General features: G+C 67.4%; 15 protein-coding genes and 1 tRNA gene. 6 read left to right on the forward strand and 10 right to left on the reverse strand.

Annotated features, from left to right (window positions below; genetic code table 11):
• Window positions 1-94: 94 nt before the first annotated feature.
• Both ychF and AC5I49_RS17475 read right to left on the reverse strand, forming a co-directional pair.
• On the reverse strand, window positions 95-1,189 hold the full coding sequence (ychF, locus tag AC5I49_RS17470; RefSeq protein ID WP_016447967.1) for a redox-regulated ATPase YchF: 1,095 nt from the start codon (window positions 1,187-1,189) through the stop codon (window positions 95-97).
• 69 nt (window positions 1,190-1,258) lie between these two features.
• Window positions 1,259-2,125 carry an MOSC domain-containing protein gene (locus AC5I49_RS17475; protein WP_034347768.1) on the reverse strand — a complete coding sequence of 289 codons (867 nt, stop codon included), beginning with the start codon at window positions 2,123-2,125 and terminating at the stop codon, window positions 1,259-1,261.
• Window positions 2,126-2,300: 175 nt separating this feature from the next.
• On the opposite strand from AC5I49_RS17475, the gene AC5I49_RS17480 reads away from it, so the two are divergent.
• From AC5I49_RS17480 to AC5I49_RS17500, 5 genes are all read left to right on the forward strand, one after another.
• Window positions 2,301-3,446, forward strand: coding sequence for an FAD-dependent monooxygenase (locus AC5I49_RS17480; protein ID WP_026062153.1), 1,146 nt, complete (start codon window positions 2,301-2,303; stop codon window positions 3,444-3,446).
• Between the two features lie 144 nt (window positions 3,447-3,590).
• Window positions 3,591-4,307 (forward strand): DsbC family protein, encoded by a 717-nt coding sequence (locus AC5I49_RS17485; protein ID WP_016447970.1) that lies wholly within the window; start codon window positions 3,591-3,593, stop codon window positions 4,305-4,307.
• A gap of 121 nt (window positions 4,308-4,428) precedes the next feature.
• Window positions 4,429-6,351, forward strand: coding sequence for a M61 family metallopeptidase (locus tag AC5I49_RS17490; RefSeq protein WP_495789662.1), 1,923 nt, complete (start codon window positions 4,429-4,431; stop codon window positions 6,349-6,351).
• Window positions 6,352-6,446: 95 nt separating this feature from the next.
• On the forward strand, window positions 6,447-7,226 hold the full coding sequence (locus AC5I49_RS17495; RefSeq protein WP_016447972.1) for an enoyl-CoA hydratase: 780 nt from the start codon (window positions 6,447-6,449) through the stop codon (window positions 7,224-7,226).
• A 129-nt stretch (window positions 7,227-7,355) separates the two neighbouring features.
• Window positions 7,356-7,432 (forward strand) — tRNA-Met (locus AC5I49_RS17500).
• Between the two features lie 106 nt (window positions 7,433-7,538).
• Here the strand turns inward: AC5I49_RS17500 and AC5I49_RS17505 are convergent.
• The 5 genes from AC5I49_RS17505 to AC5I49_RS17525 form a co-directional block, all read right to left on the reverse strand.
• Window positions 7,539-8,741, reverse strand: coding sequence for a DUF1513 domain-containing protein (locus AC5I49_RS17505; RefSeq protein WP_495789663.1), 1,203 nt, complete (start codon window positions 8,739-8,741; stop codon window positions 7,539-7,541).
• Window positions 8,725-9,819, reverse strand: a complete 1,095-nt coding sequence (locus AC5I49_RS17510) for an imelysin family protein (RefSeq protein ID WP_126312457.1) — start codon at window positions 9,817-9,819, stop codon at window positions 8,725-8,727. The genes AC5I49_RS17505 and AC5I49_RS17510 overlap by 17 nt, the downstream gene beginning before the upstream one ends.
• Window positions 9,819-11,315 (reverse strand): di-heme oxidoreductase family protein, encoded by a 1,497-nt coding sequence (locus tag AC5I49_RS17515; protein WP_133072296.1) that lies wholly within the window; start codon window positions 11,313-11,315, stop codon window positions 9,819-9,821. Before AC5I49_RS17515 ends, AC5I49_RS17510 begins: the two co-directional genes overlap by 1 nt.
• 104 nt (window positions 11,316-11,419) lie before the next feature.
• A complete protein-coding gene (locus AC5I49_RS17520) occupies window positions 11,420-12,616 on the reverse strand; it encodes an imelysin family protein (RefSeq protein ID WP_495789664.1) in 1,197 nt (398 codons plus the stop codon).
• A gap of 249 nt (window positions 12,617-12,865) precedes the next feature.
• Window positions 12,866-15,034 carry a TonB-dependent siderophore receptor gene (locus AC5I49_RS17525; protein WP_495789665.1) on the reverse strand — a complete coding sequence of 723 codons (2,169 nt, stop codon included), beginning with the start codon at window positions 15,032-15,034 and terminating at the stop codon, window positions 12,866-12,868.
• Window positions 15,035-15,771: 737 nt separating this feature from the next.
• On the opposite strand from AC5I49_RS17525, the gene AC5I49_RS17530 reads away from it, so the two are divergent.
• Complete coding sequence (locus AC5I49_RS17530) at window positions 15,772-16,929, forward strand: MFS transporter (RefSeq protein WP_227468451.1); 1,158 nt, start codon at window positions 15,772-15,774, stop codon at window positions 16,927-16,929.
• A gap of 81 nt (window positions 16,930-17,010) precedes the next feature.
• On the opposite strand, the gene AC5I49_RS17535 is transcribed toward AC5I49_RS17530, so the two are convergent.
• The 3 genes from AC5I49_RS17535 to AC5I49_RS17545 form a co-directional block, all read right to left on the reverse strand.
• Window positions 17,011-17,421 carry a hypothetical protein gene (locus AC5I49_RS17535; protein WP_016447979.1) on the reverse strand — a complete coding sequence of 137 codons (411 nt, stop codon included), beginning with the start codon at window positions 17,419-17,421 and terminating at the stop codon, window positions 17,011-17,013.
• Between the two features lie 93 nt (window positions 17,422-17,514).
• Window positions 17,515-17,793 carry a hypothetical protein gene (locus tag AC5I49_RS17540; protein WP_495789666.1) on the reverse strand — a complete coding sequence of 93 codons (279 nt, stop codon included), beginning with the start codon at window positions 17,791-17,793 and terminating at the stop codon, window positions 17,515-17,517.
• 216 nt (window positions 17,794-18,009) lie between these two features.
• Window positions 18,010-18,837, reverse strand: coding sequence for a TOBE domain-containing protein (locus AC5I49_RS17545; RefSeq protein WP_016447981.1), 828 nt, complete (start codon window positions 18,835-18,837; stop codon window positions 18,010-18,012).
• Between the last annotated feature and the right edge of the window lie 102 nt (window positions 18,838-18,939).

An 18,939-nucleotide genomic window follows, 5' to 3' on the forward strand; every position in this document is an offset into this window, starting at 1 on the left:
TGAAACGTTCCTGGCAAGAAAAAACCGCGCAAAGCGCGGTTTTTCCGAGAAGCGCGGGAGCTTCTTCAGCAGCCCCGCTGCAGCATGTGCCGCCTCAGACGTTGAACAGGAAGTTCATCACGTCGCCATCCTTGACGACATATTCCTTGCCTTCGGCGCGCATCTTGCCCGCGTCCTTGGCGCCCTGCTCGCCCTTGAAGGCGATGAAGTCGTCGAAGGCGATGGTCTGGGCGCGGATGAAGCCGCGCTCGAAGTCGCCGTGGATGACGCCTGCGGCCTGGGGGGCGGTGTCGCCGACCTTGATGGTCCAGGCGCGCACTTCCTTGACGCCGGCCGTGAAGTAGGTCTGCAGGCCCAGCAGGCCGAAGCCCGCGCGGATCAGGCGGTTCAGGCCCGGTTCTTCCAGGCCCAGTTCCTGCAGGAACATGTCGCGGTCTTCGTCGCTCATCTCGGCCATTTCAGCCTCGATCTTGGCGCAGATGGCCACGACGGGAGCGCCCTGCGCCTCGGCATAGGCCTTGAGGCTGTCGAGCAGCGGGTTGTTCTCGAAGCCGTCTTCGCTGACGTTGCCCACGAACATGGCGGGCTTGGCGGTGATCAGGCAGAACTGCTTGAGCAGGGGCGCGTCTTCCTTGGAGACGGGCACCGTGCGTGCGGGCTTGCCCTGGTCCAGCGCAGCCTGGATGGGGGTCAGCAGCGCCACCAGCTTGGCCGCTTCCTTGTCGTTGCCCGACTTGGCGGCCTTGCTGTAGCGGTTCAGCGCCTTCTCGACGGTGGCCAGGTCGGCCAGGCACAGCTCGGTCTGGATGACCTCGATGTCGGCGATGGGGTCCACCTTGTTGGCCACGTGGATGACGTTCGGGTCTTCGAAGCAGCGCACCACGTTGACGATGGCGTCGGTTTCGCGGATGTGGGCCAGGAACTGGTTGCCCAGGCCTTCACCCTTGGAGGCGCCGGCCACCAGGCCGGCGATGTCCACGAATTCGACGATGGCCGGGACGATGCGCTCGGGCGTGATGATGTCGGCCAGCTTCTGCAGGCGCGGATCGGGCACTTCCACCACGCCGGTGTTCGGCTCGATGGTGCAGAAGGGATAGTTCTCGGCGGCGATGCCGGCCTTCGTCAGCGCGTTGAAGAGAGTGGACTTGCCCACATTGGGCAGGCCCACGATGCCGCATTTGAGGCTCATGGCAGGGCTTTCTACAGGGATTCTGGGGACAAACCCCGTATTTTAGTCAACCGGGCATTTCCTGTCGTTTCAGGCGAACTGCCAGTCGCCGGCCACGGACTGGCCAACAGCCAGTTCAGCCCCGTCGTGCAGGCCTTCCAGCACGGCATTCATGCCGAAGGTGATGGCACCATCGACACGGTCGTCCTGGCGGTAGGCACGGATGGCATCACCCACGGCGGTGCCCTGCACGGCCGTGACGGGGTCGATGTCGGGAATGGGGCAGCGTGTGCAGGGCTTGGCCATGCGCAGCCGCAGGCCCCGGGCATCGAGCACGTCGAACCCGTCGACCCGGTCCTCGTCGTGGGCCTCGAGGCCCTCGATCACGATGTTCGGTCGGAAGCGGCGGGCATCGACGGCGGGCTGGCCGGCGGCCTGCAGGCGCTGGTTGAGCTCATCCACGGCCGCCTGGCTCAGCACCAGCAGCGGGTAGCCGTCCGCAAAGTGCACGGGCGCGGCCTCGCCGCCTGTCCAGCGCTCGCTGGTGCGGCGCGGCGCGGCCGGGTCGAAACGCACCAGGGCGCAATCCGCGCCCAGGGCCTGGGTCAGCCAGCGCGCTGCCTCCGGCCCCATGTCCCAGGCCTGGACCCCATCCGACCAGACGCGCGCCTGGCGCACCGGGCCCGTGGCCTGCAGCGGGATGCGCAGGGGCGGGAGCTGGGGGAAATGCAGGACCAGGTGGCCGGCCTCCAGCTCGGGGCGTATCCAGGCCATGCGCGGATGGTCGCGCTGGGTCAGGAATTCGCCGTTGGCATCGACCACCATCCAATGGCGGTCCCAGGCCAGGCCCGTGGCGCCGACGCCGCTGCTTTGCAGCGCGATGCCCGCGCAGGATTTGACGGGATATACCCACAACTGGGCAATGCGGCCCTGCACGTCTCTTTCTTGGTCAAACATCGGATAGCTCTTTTTGGGGAAATCTGGAGTGTGTATGCCATCCATGGCGCGAATGGCGCCATGCGATGGGCGGCAATATGCCAGATGGCGACGCAGGCTGCGGCACATCACGCCAAAGCCGGAGTTTGCGCCAGTTGGAATCCCCGGCATGGCCCGGACTCCTACAATGCCGGCCATGGCGCAAACCTTTGATGTATGTATACGCGGGGCCGGCATCGCAGGCCGGACCCTGGCTCTCCTGCTGGCCCGGGAACGGCTGCGCGTGGCCCTGGTGGTGGCCGCTCCCACCGGCAACGCGCCCGATGTGCGCGCCTACGCGCTCAATGCCAGCGCACGCGGCCTGCTGGACAGCCTGCGCTGCTGGCCGGACGACGAGCACGCCACGCCCGTGACGCAGATGGAAGTCTTTGGTGACCTGGACGGCCATGTGCTGTTCGACGCTGCCCGCCAGGACGTCGACGCCCTGACCTGGATCGTCGATGTGCCCGCGCTGGAGCAGCGCCTGGCCGAGGCCGTGCGCTACCAGCCCATGGTCGAGGTGGTGCACCAGCCCGTGGCCGCGCCGCTGACGGCCATCTGCGAAGGCCGTGCCAGCCGCACGCGCAGCGAGTTCGGCGTGGACTTCGCCGTCACGCCCTATGCACAGCACGCCATCGCCACCCGGCTGCACTGCGAGCTGCCGCACGGCCAGGTGGCGCGCCAGTGGTTCACGCCCGAAGGCATCCTGGCCCTGCTTCCGCTGGAAGGCCCCCAAGGCCACAGCGTGGCCGTGGTCTGGTCCATTGCGCGCGAGCTGGCCGATGGCTGGCTGGCCGCCGACACGCAGGATTTCACGGCGCGGCTGGAAGCCATCAGCCAGGGCGCACTGGGCCGGCTGGAGCTGAGCGCACCGCGCATGGCCTGGCCGCTGCAGCAGGCTGTGGCCGACCACTGGTGCGGCTCCATGCCTGACGGCGATGCACGTTCGGCCCGCAGCTGGGTGCTGGTGGGCGACGCGGCCCACAACGTGCACCCGCTGGCAGGCCAGGGCCTGAACCTGGGCCTGGGCGATGTGCAGGCCCTGGCCCGCGTGCTGCAGGAGCGCGGCTACTGGCGCAGCACGGGCGATCTGCGCCTGTTGCGCCGCTACGAACGCGAGCGCAAGGCCGCGCTGGCGCCCATGGGCCTGGCCATGGACGGGCTGCAGCAGCTGTTCAGCCGACCGGAGGTGCCGGTGCAGATGCTGCGCAACTGGGGCATGAAGGGCTTCGAGCGCTTCGGCCCGCTCAAGGACTGGATGGCGCGCCAGGCCATGGGCCTGGACCCGCGCAGCGGCGCCTGAGCCCGGCATGCAGGAATGCTTGCCGTTGAACCCTTTGCCGATTTGCGACTCGTACCCGTGCTCCGTGGCGCACTGCGCTGCGCACTCCCCCCTCAACCACGGCGCGGCCGGCCTGAACGCGGCCCCGCCCACCTCCGCATTGCCATGAAACTCTTCGCCTGCCTGCTGACGGCTGCCAGCCTGACCTGGAGCCTCGGTGTTCACGCCCAGGACGCCAACCTGCGCAAGACGCTGACCGAGCGCATTCCCCAGCTCGAAAAGATCGACGAAATCCGCCCCACGCCCATGTCCGGCCTGTTCGAGGTGCGCATCGGCACGGATCTGTTCTACACGGACGCCAAGGGCAACTACCTGATCCAGGGCGAGCTGATCGACACCAAGGCACGCCGCAACCTCACCGAAGACCGCATGAACCAGCTGACGGCGGTGGACTTCAAGCAGTTGCCGCTCAAGGACGCCGTGACCATCGTCCACGGCAAGGGCGAACGCAAGATGGCCGTGTTCGAGGACCCCAACTGCGGCTACTGCAAGCGCTTCGAACGCGACCTGCAGAACGTGGACAACGTCACCATCTACCTGTTCCTGTACCCCATCCTGAGCCCCGATTCGGCCGAGAAATCGCGCAACATCTGGTGCGCCAAGGACCAGGCCGGTGCATGGGCTGACCACATGCTGCGCGACAAGGTGCCGGCCGCTGCCCAATGCGACACCTCGGCCGTGCAGCGCAACCTGGCCTTCGGCCGCAAGTACAAGATCACGGGAACGCCCACCGTCATCTTCACCAACAACACCCGAGTGCCTGGCGCCATCAGCGCCCAGGAAGTCGAGAAGAACCTGGCCGCAGCCGCAGCCGCGCGCTGATCGCCACCTCGCGGGCCCTATGCCGGGCCCGCCCCTCTGATTCCCCTTGGCCGGAGCTTCCCGGCTCCAGCCCGCCGCAGCGGGCCCGGGCAGCCTCCAGGCCACACCTGCAGGAGCCCGAATGACCTCTCCCCTCGCCGCCACCGCCGCTGCCACTGCCGCAGCGGACATCCACTACCGCGTGCAGGCCCTTGATGTGGACGCGCACCTGTTCAGCGTGCAGCTGCACATCGCCCGCCCGGCCGCCGGCCAGACCCTGTCGCTGCCGGTCTGGATTCCCGGCAGCTATCTGGTGCGGGAGTTCTCCAAGAACCTCCAGGACCTGTCTGCCGAGCAGGACGGCCGTCCCGTCGCGCTGGCCCAGCAGGGCAAGAACCTCTGGCAGGCCGACTGCGCAGCCGGCGTGCCGCTGGTGCTCAGCTACCAGTTCTGCGCCTACGACAGCTCGGTGCGCACGGCCTGGCTGGACCGCCGCCGCGGCTTCTTCAACGGCACCAGCCTGTGCCTGCGCGTGCACGGGCAGGAAGACACGCCGCATACGCTGCAGCTGCTTGCATCGGACGCCACGGCATCGTGGCAGGTGGCCACCGGCCTGGACGCCGTGGACGCCGATGCGCGCGGCTGGGGCCTGTACCGCGCTGCCCACTACGACGAACTGGTGGACTGCCCCGTGGAGATGGGCAGCTTCTGGCGTGGCGACTTCGTGGCCGCGGGCGTGCCGCACAGCTTCGTCGTTGCGGGCGCCGCGCCCAGCTTCGACGGCGCGCGCCTGGTTGCCGATGCACGCAGGATCTGCGAGACCGTGCTGGCCTTCTGGCACGGTACGGGCGAGCAGGCCACGCCCGCGCCCATGCAGCGCTATGTGTTCATGCTCAACGTGGTCGATGACGGCTATGGGGGCCTGGAGCACCGCAACTCCACGGCCCTGATCTGCGGCCGGCGCGACCTGCCGCGCGTGGGCGAGCGCAAGGCCGCCGAGGGCTACACCACCTTGCTCGGCCTGATCAGCCACGAGTACTTCCACACCTGGAACGTCAAGCGCCTGCGCCCCGCAGAATTCGCACGCTACGACTACGGGCAGGAGAACTACACCGAGCTGCTGTGGTTCTTCGAAGGCTTCACCAGCTACTACGACGACCTGCTGCTGCGCCGCGCCGGCCTGATCGACAACGCCCAGTACCTCAAGCTGGTCACGCGCACCATCAACCAGGTGCTGCAGACACCGGGCCGCCGCCTGCAGTCCGTGGCCCAGGCCAGCTATGACGCCTGGGTCAAGTACTACCGCCAGGACGAGAACACGCCCAACCAGACCGTCAGCTACTACACCAAGGGCTGCCTGGTCGCGCTGGCCCTGGACCTGCAACTGCGCCGCGAAGGCCGCAGCACGCTGGACGACGTGATGCGCGCGCTGTGGCAGCGCTGCCAGGGCGGCCCCATGCGCGAGGCCGACGTGCTGGCCGTGCTGCAGGACCTGGGCGGGCGCAGCTTCGCCCCCGAGATCACGCAATGGGTGCACGGCACCGACGACCTGCCGCTGGCCGAGCTGCTGGCCACCCAGGGCGTGCAGGCCAAGGCCGAACCGGCGCAGACTGCCCAGCGGCTGGGCCTGCGCGTACAGGAAAGCCAGGGCATCACCGTCAAGACCGTGCTGCGCGGCAGCCTGGCCGAGCGCGCAGGCTTCATGGCCGGCGACGAATGGCTGGCCATCGAGCTGCCCACCGGGGCCGAGGATGCACAGCCCGCACGCTGGCGCATCACCCGCCTGGACGATGTGGCGCTGTACGCAGGCACGGCGCTGGAGGTCGTGGCCTGGGTGGCCCGCGACCGCCAGATCCTGGCCTTCACCCTGCCCTGGGGCTCGGCCATGCTGAGCGAGGCCGCCATGGTCGAGAAAACGGACAACGGCGATGCAAAAGCTGCCATCTCCAGCGCTCCACAGCTCCCGTCTCCCAGCAACCTCGCCCTGGAAATCACCGACGAAGAGGCCGTGGGACGCTGGCTGGGCGGCCGCGCCGACAGCCCGCAGGCTCCCGGCACACCGTGAAACGCGGTGCAGGCGCGCACGTGCACACACGCGCACCCGCGCCCCTGGCCGGTTATTCTTGAGCATCACGACGACAACCCCAGCAGGAGACTCCCTTGGCCTACGAAATGATTGAAGTTCGCGTCGAAGCCGACAAGGTCGGCATCATCACGCTCAACCGCCCCAAGCAGCTCAACGCGCTCAACGACCAGCTTATGAACGAGCTGGGCCAGGCCCTGCAGGCCTTTGATGCCGACGAGGCCATCGGCTGCATGATCATCACCGGCAGCGAGAAAGCCTTTGCGGCCGGCGCCGACATCGGCGCCATGGCCAAGTACAGCTTTGCCGACGCCTACAAGGGCGACTACATCACGCGCAACTGGGAGACCATCCGCAGCATCCGCAAGCCCGTGATCGCCGCCGTCAGCGGCTTTGCCCTGGGCGGCGGCTGCGAGCTGGCGATGATGTGCGACTTCATCATCGCCGCCGACAACGCGAAGTTCGGCCAGCCGGAAATCAAGCTGGGCGTCATCCCCGGCGCCGGCGGCACGCAGCGCCTGCCACGTGCCGTGGGCAAGTCCAAGGCCATGGACATGGCCCTCACGGCCCGCATGATGGACGCCACCGAGGCCGAGCGCGCCGGTCTGGTCAGCCGCGTCGTGCCCTTCGACAAGCTCATGGACGAAGCCCTGGGCGCCGCCATCATCATCAGCGGCTTCTCGCAGATCGCCGTCATGGCGGCCAAGGAATCGGTGAACCGCGCCTTCGAGGGCTCGCTGGCCGACGGCGTCATGTTCGAGCGCCGCCTGTTCCACGCGCTGTTCGCCACCCAGGACCAGAAGGAAGGAATGGACGCCTTCGTCAACAAGCGCCCCGCAAACTTCAAACATCTCTGAACCTGCTGAAAGACACGCTACAATGCGCGTCTTCCGGTAAGGCACTGCAGGCCTCTCGCAAAGAAATTTCGAGAAATTTGCACAACTTCCCGGATCGACCAAAAATTCTGCATATAATTTAGGTCTTACGGCGCTTTAGCTCAGTCGGTTAGAGCGATGGAATCATAATCCACAGGTCCGCGGTTCGAGTCCGTGAAGCGCCACCAAACAAAGAAAAGGGTCTACGTGCAAGCGTAGACCCTTTTTTCTTGCCCGACGAACAGAGCGCTGGCACGCCGGGAGCGCACCCTGCTCGGCGCCCTCCCCCGGCTGCTAGCTGCGGCTCTTCAGCTCAATCCAGTGGTTGTCCAGCGCCATTCCAGGCACCGCCACCGTGCGCAACACCTGGCCGCGTTGTCGCAGCTGGGCCTGGCGCGCACCGCCCATCCACAGCGCGGGCTCGGCAGGCAGGGGCCGGCCGTTGGCATCGAGCGAGACGCTTGCGTTGGCCACGCAGTACACGCCTGGCATGGCATCGCCACGCAGCCAGCGTCCGCTGGCCTGGCCGTTGCCGGGCACCTGCCACCAGGTGACGGTGTTCACGCGCGGGCAACTGACGGCGAAGAGCTGGCCGTCGCAACCGATGTCGCCGCCATAGCCGGCCAGGGGATCGCGCCCTTCGGGCAGGGGCACGGCATGCAAACGGTGGCCATCGAACAGGGCCAGCACGGGCGCGGCGGCGCGCGCTTCGGTGTCGCGGTGCTCGGCCTGCAGCGCAATGCCCAGCCAGCGGCGCGCGGGCGCGTGGGCGACCTGCGGGCCCCAGGCCAGGTGGCGCAGGCTCAGGCGGCTGTCGTCCAGCTTCCAAAGGCCGGCACGGGCGCCGCCTTCTGCCGGCAGCAGCCGTGCGATGGACGAGTCCATGTGGTCCAGCTGCAGCTTGCGCCGGCCGGTCTCGGACTGCGTGGGAATGCCGCCGTTGGCGACCATGAGCGTGCCGTCGGCGTCCAGCAGCAGCTGGTGCGGGTCCATGCCGCCCGTGCGCCATTCGGCGATCTTCTCCAAGGTGATGGCATCGCGCACGCCGATCAGGCCCTGGGCATCTTCCAGGTCGGTCTCGGTGGTGTAGAGATGGCGGCCATCGGCGCTTTCGATGACATGGCCGTTGAAGAAGCGGTCGGGCTCTATCCACTGCCATTGCGCATCCTCGGCGGCCTGTCCGGGCTTCAGGCGCACCAGCCAGTCGCCGGGGCGGCGGCTGGCGAAGACCACGGAGCCGTCGCGCAGCGCGGCCATGCCATGGGCGCGCGTGGGCACATCCAGGGCCTGCAGCACCTGCAGCGGCCTGTCCACCTGCGCACTGGCCTGCACGATGCCGACACGCATCTGCTCGCCCTGCATCCAGGCCGCAGCCAGCGACCGTGCCGGTCCAGACGGCCTGGCCGCATGGGAGGTTGCCAGCGGCATGGCAGCCAGCAGACCCAGGCCCTGCAGCCAGCGGCGGCGATTCAGCGCCTGCTCAATCCCCGTCGGCATCCGAGAACCCGATGTTGACTTCCAGCGCAGGCGCCACCTCGCCTTCCATGAGGCGCTTGAGGCGCGAAAGCGGCTTGGTCGCGGCATCGACGGCCTTGGCACTCGGCTCGGTCAGGGCACGCATGCCGGCATCGGCCTCGTTGACGGCCTTGAGCCAGCGGTCGGCCAGCGGGTTGAGGCCACGGCCGCGCAGGTAGGACTCGATGGGCACGATGTCCACGCCGGGCCGGGGCACCTTGCGGTCCACGCTCACGGCCAGCGTGCGCAGGCCCTGCCAGTGCGCGCGCCAGACCTCGACGGTGCTGCCGCTGGCCAGGTGCTCCCAGGCGGGGGGCTTGCTGCCTGCACTGCCCGCACTGCGCAAGGGCTTTTCCATGTCCGCCCAGCGCAGGCGCTCCAGGCCGCCCACCCACTGGTTGATGAACTCGGCCATGGCTTCGGTGGTGGCATCGCCATCCTCGGACCAATCCTGGGTCGCGAGCTTGGCAAAGCCATTGCTGAGGATGCCCATCTCGGCGCCGATTTCCTCGGCCACCAGGGTGGCATAGGCGCAAGCCGGCGTCTGCGGCTCTACGGGCTGGGTCCACAGCAGGTTCTCGAGCGCCGGGTATCCCTTGGCGGGTGCACCGATGCGCTCCATGGCAGCCAGATCGGCGGGGGCCGACTGTATGGCCTTCTTGAGCAGAGCCGGGCGCATGGGGCGGAAGTCCACCAGACGCGCCGAGCGGCGCTCCACCAGCGGCCCCAGGGCCACGGCCGAGAAGCTGCTCCACTGCCGCGACGATTGCACATAGGCCTGGCGCGCCGTCTGCAGCGTGGCGGCAGCCGATCCCGCAGGTGCCGCAGGTGCCGTGCAGTGCGCGCGCAGCGCCTGGCTCAGCGCCTGGGCGGATGCCTGCGCGGCCTTGGCCTGGGGCGAGAACCATTGGCCATACAGCCCCTGCACGGCATGGGCCGTGTTGTAGAAGGGGATGGCCATGTTGGCCTCCACTTCCTGGGCCTGGGCCGGGGTGGTGGCCAGCAGCGCCAGCGCGGCGGCACAAAGGATTTGGCGAGGGGTCATGCGCATGTCTTGCATCAGAGGGACTCCACAAATTTGACCAGGGCTTCACGGTCTTCGGCGCTGAACTGGCGCACCTGTTCGCGCGCGGCTTCGGCCTCGCCGCCGTGCCAGAGGATGGCTTCCAGCACGCCGCGCGCACGGCCGTCGTGCAGCAGGCGCTGGTGGTTGTTGACATCGGGCAGCAGGCCTATGCCCCACAGCGGCGGCGTGCGCCACTGGCGGCCTGAGGCCTTGAAGTCGGGCCGGCCGTCGGCCAGCGCATCGCCCATGTCGTGCAGCAGCAGGTCGGTGTAGGGCGCAATGGTCTGGCCCGACAACCCCTTGCTGCTGAGTGCCGGCGACAGCGCCGGGAACAGCGCCCCGCCCGTCTTGTACGAAGGCCGGTGGCACTGCGCACATTGGGCTTGGTGGAACAGTGCCTCGCCACGGCGCACGGCAGGGTCGCTGGCGTTGCGCCGTGCAGGCGGCGCCAGCGTGGCCTGGTAGAAGATCACGTCGTCCAGCACGCGGTCCTCGATCTCCACGCCTTCGGCGCCGTTGCCGTTGGGCGCGGCCAGGCAGTCCTTTTGCGCGGGCGTGCAGGTCTGGTGCGGGAAACGCTTCGATGTGATGCCGATATCGCCCAGGAAGGCCGAAGCCGTCTGGTGGGCAATGGAGGCCACGTTGGCCTTCCAGCCGAAGCGGCCCAGCATCATGCGTTCGCCGTAGGCATCCCAGACATAGTTGGGCTGGCCCTTGATGGGACCGCCCAGGGCCGCCTGGGCGGCAGCGTTGGCCAGGATCTCGGACTCCGGGATGTGCTCCAGCAGGCCCAGGCCGATGACCTGGGGCGCAATGCGCGGGCTGGTCATCAGGTTGGCAGCGAGGGGGCCGTAGTTGAGCGCAGCCAGCTCGTAGACCGGCTTTTCCAGCGTGTAGGCCGTGCCGTCGGCAAAGCGGCCATGCACCTGTTCATAGCGGATGCGAAGCTGGCCCTCGCCCTTGACGCCCAGCACGCCCTCGGTGTTGAACTGGTCGCCATAGACCGGGTCCGGCACCGGGCTGCCGTGCGGGCCTTCGCCCGGAATGGACAGCCGCATGAGCAGGCCCGCGAACGGCTGGGGCTTGAGCGGGTTGTGGAAGTCGGGCGGCTGGGCACGGCCATCCTGCACATGGCAGCCGCCGCAGGAGCGCGCCAGGAAGTGCGGGCCCAGGCCATCGCGCGCCGTGGTGGAGGCCGGCGCCTGCACCCAGTTGCGCTTGAAGAAGGAGTTGCCGATGACGAAGCGCGTGCGCTCGGCATCGTCCAGGTTGGCGGCAGGCAGCGAGAAGGCGTTGCGGCCCGTGGCGTGGACCGTGGTCTGGCCACCCGGGGGCAGCGGCTCGCCCGGTGCCGCGAACAGCAGTTGCGCCGCAGGCGTGGACGCGGGCATCGGCTCTGGCGGCGCGGCAGCCTTGGACTCCTGCTGTTGCGCCGAGCAACCCAGCAGACTCAGGCAGGCTGCGGCCAGCAGCAATGGGGAAAATTTCATGGTGAGGGCGACCCTGCAAATGCCATGGCCGCCGAACCCTTTCGGGGGCGGCGGCCTTGGCGCATGGGCGTGAGAGGGGTTGGACGCTTGGGGTGAATGTTCTTTTAGTTGGCCTTGGGGTCCACCAGGTTGAGCTGGGTGATGCCGACGGCATTGGCCGCCTCCACCAGGTCCTTGCTCTGCTGGACCAGGCTATCGATGGTGGCCTGGATCTTGGCGCGCGAGGCCGAGTCGCGCGCGCCCTGGATGGCCTGGTCGAACGGCGCGGGAATGGCCTGGGCCGCCTGCACCGACTGCGTGATCTGGCGCGTGGTCCTGTCGGCCAGCGCGCTGTCCTTGGAGGCCACCCAGTCCCTGATGCCCGGGCCTTGCAGCTCGCTGCCGTCCAGGCGCTTGTAGCTGCCCTGCCAGACGTTGAGGATGCCCTGGGCATTGGTCACGGCATCGCGATGCGTGTTGTCCGAGAAGCAGGAGTGCTCGTCTTCCTGGTCGCGGCTGGCCAGGGCCACTTCCAGGCGCTCGCCGGCCAGCTCGCCGCGCGACAGCGAACCCAGGCCCACGAAGATGCGGCGCAGCGCGTCGTCGGGCTTTTTCTCGAACTGGGCGCGGAAATTCTTGGCCGAGCCGGGCTTCCACTGGTCGGCCACCGACTGCAGATCCTCGATCAGCAACTCGGTCACCACCTTCAGGTACTCACGGCGGCGGTCGGCATTGGATTTCTTGCCATCGACGAAGTCGGTGTACGGACGCGCGCCCGGTCCCTTGTCATTCAGGTCCTGGCCCCAGAGCATGAACTCGATGGCGTGCCAGCCGGTGGAAACGTTCTCCTCGCCGTCATGCTCGTTGAGTTCGGCCAGGCGCTTCTTGGTGATGGCTTCCTTGCGGTTGTTGATGATGCCGGCATTGGGGTTGCCTTCCACATAGTCCACATAGGACTCGTCCATGGGCCAGGCGTTGATCTGGCCTTCGGGTCCTTCATCGTTGTCGATGGGACCGGCGTAGAAGCGGAAGGCCTCGGTCTGGCCGTAGTACTCGCGTGCATCCAGCCAGGCCTTGCGCGCATCGTTCAGGCCCTGTTCGCTGGGTGATGCGAGAAAGGCCCCGATGGCTTTCTGCATGGTCTTGGCCGAGCTGATGGAATCCGAGTAATTGGCGTGCACCAGGGTGCCGTAATGCTTGACCACCTCTGCAACGGAGAGGTTCTTCTTCACGGGCTGTTGAACGGTGCCGGCGGCTGCGGCCTGGCTCATCGGGGCGGCCGCGCCCAAAGCGAGGGCGGCTGCAATCAGGATGGGATGCATGGCAGAAAGGATCGGAGGTTGGAGAACTCGGAATGCCAAACTGTAATGAGAATTGTTTTTATTGGCAAAACCTGCGAGATATCGCCGCACTGCACCGCAAGGTCATAGACGGACCCGGGCGGCCAACGGGCAGTGAACGGACGGCAATGGGAGCGCTTGCGGCGCACGGGCCGCAGCGGGCGCCAGCCTAGCACGGCGCCCTTGGCGCCAGGGCCAAAGACCCCGCGCTGGCGCAGCGCGGGCCCGGCCTCAGAACTTGTAGTTCAGGCTGACATTCACCGAGCGTGGCTCGCCCCAGGTGTAGGTGCTGTAGTAGCTGAAGATGGTGTAGTACTTCTTGTCCAGCAGGTTGCGCACGTTGACGGTGGCCGACAGCTGTTTGCTGAACTCGTAGCGCGCCATCATGTCCAGCAGCCAGTAGCCCTTGACGGTGTGAACGGCCGTGCCGCCCGATGGCGTGGAGATGTCGCCCCAGGTCTTGTCCTGCCAGCGCGCGCCGCCGCCCACCGTCAGGCCGGAAAGCGGGCCGTCCAGCCTGTAGCTGGTGTGCAGGCTGAACTGGTTGGAGGGCGTGAGCGTGGCCACGCGCTTGCCTTGGTCGCGCGAAATGGCATGCGAGAAACCGGCCTGCAGTTGCCAGGCGGGCGTGATCTGGCCGGATATCTCCGCCTCGAAGCCGCGCGTCCTGACGCCATCGACGGCCCGGTAGGCCGGGGCGCCGCCGGGCGTCAGGCCGCCGGTCTCGATACCGAAGTTGTCTTGCTGAAGCTGGAACAGCGCCGCCGATGCATTGAGGCGGCCGTCCATGAAGGCCGCCTTGACGCCGACCTCGGCGTTGTTGCCGCGCAGCGGGTCCAGCGCCTTGCCGCTCTCGTTTTGCTTGGACTGCGGGCTGAAGATGCTGGTGTAGCTGGCGTAGACCGAATAGTTGCCATTGAGGTCGTAGATCGCGCCCACATAGGGCACGAAAACGCCGGTCTCGCGCTGACCCTGCACCTGGTTGCGATAGTTGGACCAGCGCCCGCCCGTGATCAGCTTGAGGTCGGCCGCCAGGTTCCAGCGCGCCGCCGTGTACAAGCCCTGCTCCTTGGTCACTTCGCTGTTCACGTAGTCGGGTGAGGCGCCCCACACCGGCAGGCGCGAATCGCCATTCCAGTGGTAGTAGTCATTGACCGTGGACACATAGTCGGCGGGCAGCTGCCAGTAGCCATCGTTCTTCCAGTGGCGCCTCGCTACGCTGGCGCCCAGCACCAGTTCGTGCTCGCGCCCGCCCAGCGAGAAGGGCCCGCTGGCGTAGGCATCGAGCGCATTGCTGGTGGTGCGGCCTATGTACTGGCCGCGCCACAGCGACACGCCGGAGCCGTCGGCCGGGTTGGGGAAGCCCGCAGCCGCCGCGCCCAGGTTGGCGTTGTAGCCGTTGATCTGGTGGTTGAACTGCGCCTTGGCCACCCAGCCGTTGCTGAAGCTGTGCTCCAGCGTGGCAAAGGCCGTGCGCGTGTACTGGTCCCAGCGGCTCCAGCGCGTGCCGTTGTTGTGCGAGCGAGGCATGTCATTGAATTGGCCATCGGCATTGAGCAGCGGAATGCCGCCCCAGGTGGAGTTGACCGGACGGTTGTTCTGCGCATCGCCGCCCAGCGTCAGCAAAGTGCGTGGCGTCAGGTCCATTTCCACAATGCCGTAGAGCGTCGCGGTCTTGCGCGAATAGCGGTCCATGAACGAGTCCTTGTCCTGGTAGGCGGCCACGCCACGCGCGCGCACGCTGCCGCTTGCATTGAGTGCGCCGCCCACATCCACCTCGGTGCGGTAGTTGCTCCAACTGCCCGCAGAGATGGACGCATGCCCGCGGAAATCGCGCGTGGGCTTCTTGCGGATCAGGTTGATGGTCGCGCCCGGAGTGCCGCTGCCCGTGAGCAGGCCGGTTGCGCCCTTGAGCACCTCGACGCGGTCATAGATCGCCATGTCGCTGAGGGTGTTGCCGGCCGAGTACGCGGAGTCGCGCATCATCGGAATGCCGTCGTACTGGAAGTTCTGGATGGCGAAGCCGCGGGCGTAGTACTCGGTGCGCTCGCTGTCATAGGTGACGATGCTGATGCCGGGCGTGTGCTCCATCACCTGGTCGATGGATGTGAGGTTGAAGTCATCCATCTTCTGGCGTGTGACCACGCTGATGGACTGCGGCGTCTCGCGCGGCGTCAGCACCATGCGCGTGGCTGTGGCAATGGTGCCCGGCGTATAGGAGCCCGAGCCTTCGGTCACCTCGCCCAACTGGTTGGAGATCACGTTGACCGTGGGCAGCGTGGCCGGGTTCTGCGTGTCCGGCAATGCCTGAGCCTGAGCGGACAGGGCGCCGATGGCAAGGGAGATGGCCAGCGCAAGAGGCGCAGGGCGATGGCCGGGTTGAAGGCGATGCAGTGGCATGAAATGCTCCGGGAGAACAGCAATACGGCAATAAAAAAACTTCCTCGCCATGCCCTCCGATGGGTCGAAGGGTATGAAGAGAAAGCGAATGCGATTTGTTCTCATTATCGTTTCTTCAATTGTCTGGGCCATCGGCAGCACAGGGGCTGCTGCATCCGCGCAACACCCGAATCCGTCCCGCGCCCGCCGGGCAGTACCAGCCGTCCATGCCGTAGAAGCTGTCTGGCAAGACTGCCCTACTTGCCTTGTCCGGCCACTTCCCTTACCATTGCGCCCGCCCGCATGGGAGCGCCCTTTTCACCGGGCCTGCCCGCAGCCTCCAAGCCCTGATCGCCCAGCCGATTTCAGGGCTTTCGCTTTTTGCAGAAGCGGTCTTTTGGCGCTGCACCTTGCGCTCTGTCTTTGCGCGCAGCCCCTGCCATGCCCCGGCATGCCGGCCGCCCAGCTTGTTTTCCCACCAGGACTCCCGTGCCCATCGCCTTCCCAGGATGCAGCACACGCGCAGCGTGCCCGCACGCCGGCTCAGCCGGCGGCGCAGGCGTTTTGCGTGGTGCCGCACCCCAGCGAGAGCGCGCGCCGTCCTGGCTTTCAAGGATCTTCACGTGACCACCACTTCCTCCGGGGCGCTCGCAGCCAATGCTGCCGGCGCCAGCACAGACACGCATGCCGGCGCCCATGCCACCCAGGTCAATGGCTACAGCTGGAAGGCCCTGGCCGGCTCGGCCGTCGGCTATGCCATGGACGGCTTCGACCTGCTGATCCTGGGCTTCATGCTGTCGGCCATCTCGGCCGACCTGCACCTCACGCCGGGCCAGGCCGGCTCGCTGGTGACCTGGACGCTGATCGGTGCCGTGTTCGGCGGCATCTTCTTCGGCCTGCTCAGCGACCGCTACGGGCGCATCCGCGTGCTGACCTGGACCATCATGCTGTTCGCAGTCTTCACGGGCCTGTGCGCCTTCGCGCAGGGCTACTGGGATCTGCTGGCCTACCGCACGATTGCGGGCATCGGCCTGGGCGGCGAGTTCGGCATCGGCATGGCACTGGCCGCCGAGGCCTGGCCTGCCCGCCACCGCGCGCGCGTCTCGTCCTACGTGGCCCTGGGCTGGCAGATGGGCGTGCTGGGCGCGGCGCTGCTGACGCCGCTGCTGCTGCCCCTCATAGGCTGGCGCGGCATGTTCCTGGTGGGCGTGATCCCGGCCGTGGTGGCCTGGGTGATCCGCAACAAGCTGCACGAGCCCGAGGTCTTCGTGAAGCGCCAGCAGTCCGCCACGCCCTCGGCCCGCGTGCCGGTGCTGCAAAGCCTGAAGCTGCTGGTGAAGGACCGCGCCACGGCCAAGGTCAGCCTGGGTGTGATCGTGCTGACCTCGGTCCAGAACTTCGGCTACTACGGCATCATGATCTGGATGCCCAGCTTCCTGTCCAAGCAACTGGGCTTCAGCCTGACCAAGTCTTCGATCTGGACTGCCGTGACCGTGGTGGGAATGATGGTCGGCATCTGGGTCTTCGGCCAGCTGGCCGACCGCATCGGCCGCAAGCCCAGCTTCCTGATCTTCCAGCTGGGCTCGGTCATCATGGTCGTGCTCTATTCACAGCTGTCCGACCCTGCGGCCATGCTCTGGGCGGGGGCCCTCATGGGCCTGTTCGTCAATGGAATGATGGGCGGCTACGGCGCCGTGATGAGCGAGGCCTATCCCACCGAGGCGCGCGCCACCGCGCAGAACGTGCTGTTCAACATCGGCCGCGCCGTGGGCGGACTGGGCCCGGTGGTGATCGGTGCGCTGGCCATGAGCTATTCGTTCCAGGTGGCCATCGCCCTGCTGGCAGCCATCTATGTGCTGGACATGCTGGCCACGGCCTTTCTGATCCCCGAACTCAAGGGGCGCGAGCTGTCCTGAGCGGTGCGGGCAACGGCCCTGCCATGCAAAGAGCTGCCGATGGCAGCTCTTTTTTTGTCCCGGGACCGGCCGGCCAGGGGCTCAGCCGCCCTCGCTGCATTCCAGGTTTTCGATGCGGTCTGCCGCCTCTCGGATGTCTTCCTGGAACATCTGGTCGCCCAGCATCACGGAAACCTGGCCCTCGAAGCCGCGCAGCTTGACCAGCGCTGCCTCGTAGCCGCCGCTGCCCATGCGCTTGAGCCCGCACAGCGCATAGAGCTTGGCCACGGGCGAGCTTCGCGGATCGTCGATCACCGACAGCAGGACGGCATTGGCCTCGGGCCGCCTGAGCATGGCCTCCAGATGCTGCTCCGCTGGCGAAATCTCGCCGGCAAGGCCGACCAGTCCCAGGTTGAACTGCGAGGCATCCAGCGGCGCCGGGTCCAGCGGACGGGCCAGGGCCGGGGCAGACAGGAACAGGCAGATCAGGGCGGCGGACAGGGTGGTCTTCATGGCAGGGGCAAGGCCGTGTGAGGCCTGGGAGGCAGTCGCAAAGGCTCTTCGACGCAAAGCATTGCGGCAGGTTCCCCTTCGGCGCCATCGCGATCATCGACCGCCAAACAGCCAGCCTGCGACCAGCGTGCCGCCATAGAACAGGAGCAGGGTGACCGGCACCAGGTGCCAGCCCCAGAATCTGAACCACCAGTGATTGAACAGGGTCACCACGGCGCTGATGACGATGCAGATGGCCAGCGCACCCAGCCGCTGCTCCAGACTGTCCGCCACGTCCTTGGACGCGAAGAAGATGAACGCCGCGACGGACGAACACAGCAAGGCGGTGTAGAACGCCACTTTCTCTTGCCTGCGCAATTTCAGGATGCTCATGAGGGCCAGGGAGGTTTCGATGGATCGGTCGCCGGGAAAGCCTGCGCCACCGGAGCGCGCAGGTTGCGCTGCGGCACAATTTTTCGTATCCCGCCCGGGATGCGCCATAAGACCCGTCCGAATCTGCAGCCACTGCAGCGCACGCGCAACGCGCTGCGGCCTTCTCGACGCCCAATCGGCCCAATCAGCTCAATCGACCCTGTCAGGTCAGTCGTGTCAGTCGGCCACGGCCAGCACCACGGCGGACTCCGGCACCGACAGCCAGACCTTGCGTCCTGTGCGCAGCGTCCAGGGCTCGCCTTGCGCCTGCTGCGCCGCATACCCCACGCCGCTGCCGCCCCAGGGCAGCCTGGCCACCACTTCGCGCGGTCCGTCCCCCTCGGCACGGGCCAGGCGTTGCACCTTGGCAGGCCAGGCATTGGCCAGGCCCTGCGCACCGGCCAGCGGCGCCACTGGCAGCACCTGGACGGCAGTGGCCTTGCACAACGCCATCACGGGCAGGCCAGGGGCCAGGCCCAGCAACTGGGCGCTTTCGGCGGTGATGCGTGCGGCAATGCCTGGTGCATCGCCACCGCCATCGGGCAGCATCCAGACGCGGACCTGGGCACCCTGCGCCTGCAGTGCACCGACCCGGCAAGGCCACAGATTGCGCATGCTGGTGCGCAGGCCCAGCCCCAGTCCGGGAGCCGCCGAGGAAACGCCGGCCGGCCCGCCAAAGCGCTGCAGCACCTGTGCACGGGCCTGCTCCAGCGCATCGGCCATGGCCAGCAGGGACTGCCCGGCTGCGGTGATGCGCGCGCCGCCGCCGCCGGCGCCGCCGACCGAGCGCTCCACCAGGGCACAGCCCGCGAGATTGGTCAGCACATCCAGCGCCTGCCATGCCGCCTTGTAGCTGACGCCGGCCTCGCGCGCCGCTTGTGAAATCGAATGCCCTGCTGCGATATGGCGCAGGATGGCGAGGCGGCGGTCAGCCAGGTCATGGCCCAGCGCGGGCGCCAGATCGGAGGGTGAAGCAGGAGCATCGGCAGTCATGCGCGACATCATGCCCGCCAAGCGTTATTTCCCGCCAAGCAAAACGCCTGCACCCTGCATGCGCATTTTCAGGTCGCTACACTGCGCTATTCACCAACGGAATAGCGAGAGACC

This window comes from Delftia sp. (genome assembly GCF_059499305.1).